At 60.0% G+C, this 1,728-nt stretch carries 1 protein-coding gene; it reads right to left on the minus strand.

Features of this window, described 5'->3' with window-relative positions; translation table 11 throughout:
• Positions 1 to 1,728, minus strand: a 1,728-nt coding sequence (locus tag GIV26_RS26995; RefSeq protein ID WP_236282920.1) for a DUF6531 domain-containing protein, incomplete at both ends; no start/stop codon positions are given.

Here is a 1,728-nt window from a genome sequence, read left to right on the forward strand (position 1 = left end):
GGTAGGTTTCGCCGGCTTCGTTTTCGATCTCGGTGAGCAATAGCCGAGCGTTGTCGTAGCGGTACTTGACCTGGGTGCCGTCGGCGTTGAGGCGGCGGCTGATCAGGTGCAGGCCATCGGCGTATTCATAGCGGGTGACGTGGCCGAGTTCGTCGCGTTCGGCGATGATTTTGCCGTAGGGGTTGTAGCTGAATTCCCTACAACCACCGCCTGGCTGGGTCAGTTTCAGCAAGCGTCCTGCGGCGTCCCACTGATACTGGATTAGTGCGCCATGCTCATCCTCACAGGCAACTTGCCGCCCTAAATCGTCATAGCGATAACGCTTGATCCCACCATTGGGCAATTGCTCCTCAAGCAGTTGCCCGCGTTCGTTCCACACCAGTCGATGGCAACTGTGATCCGGGTACCAAACTCCAGTCAGTTGCCCGTGCTTGTTGTAGCTGTAGTCAGTAACCTCACCATCGGGATCGGTCCTACGCGTAACATCGCCCTGGTCATTACGCTCATACTTCCAGACCGCCTCCCCACGCCTGACAACCCGTACAAAACCGTTGTCATGCTCGTAGGACGTTGGCTCATCATCCCCCTGAAACAGCGCGACCAAGCGTCCGGCGTCGTCATACTGATAGGCCGTCACCGCGCCCATCGGGTCTTGCTCGACGGTCAGTCGGCCTTTGTGATCGTAAGATTTGTAATGCTGAGCGCCGTCCGGATCGATGCGCTGCACCAAGCGCGCCCGGTCGTCATGGACATAGACTTCCTGGCTACCATCGGCGTTATGCCCGGTGACACGCCCGTCATCGCCCCAGGCATAACGCGTGTCCATCTGCGAAAAACTCGCCCAATGCCGAACGCAGCGCGCCGCCTTGCCCGCGTGTTCCCATTCCCAATAGAAACTCGCGCCTCCGGCCAACTGCCGCTCGAGAATGACGTGCTGATTGTCGTACCGATAACCCTCGCTTTCCCCGACAGCATTGGTCGCGCAGACCAGTCGTCCGTGTTCGTCATAGGCATAGGAAATAAGGTTCTGTTCGGTCTCCCACACGTAGGGCTCACGCCCTTTGGCGCGATGCACCTGGTAGTCCACCGCAACGATGCGATCCAACTCATAACGCAACAGCAACGAGCGACCAGCACCGTTATCCAGCCGCTCAATCCGTCCTGAGCGATCACGGCAAATGCGCAGACGGTTGTCATACGCATCGCTGATGGTTGTCAGCACACCGTCGCGAAAGTGGTAGAAACGCGAGGCTTGGGCCAGCACCAGTTCATCAGGCGCCGAACCCAAGTAGATCGCCGCTTCCGCCAGGCTATTGGTGATCGCCGGTCGAGCTGAAGTCGGCAAGGGCAGGGTGGTCGAGCGGTTCTCATGGTCGGTCCACACCACCGAATCGCCCGACACCACCAGCCGATGAGCCAGCGCATGGCTCCAGCCAAACCCCAATCCACACTCGGCCTCCACCGCACTGGTGCGGTACAGCCGCGTCCACTCAAACGGCAAGATCCCATCCAGCGCGCTATCGGTGAGGGTCAGCAATTCCTCGCCGGTGACCATCGACACCGGGCAGCCGTTGGTAACGGTCTTGTCCGCTGGCGCCGCCGCATCGCCTTTAGGATTTGAAGCCACAGCCGGCACATCATCCACTCGCTCTTTCTGCATCAGCACCGCGTTCTGTCGCGCCCGCCAGCGCATCTGCACCGTGCCTTGCTTCAGCCCTCCCACCACCC

It is taken from the genome of Pseudomonas sp. PA-1-3F (assembly GCF_021609665.1).
Lineage (GTDB): Bacteria > Pseudomonadota > Gammaproteobacteria > Pseudomonadales > Pseudomonadaceae > Aquipseudomonas > Aquipseudomonas paracarnis.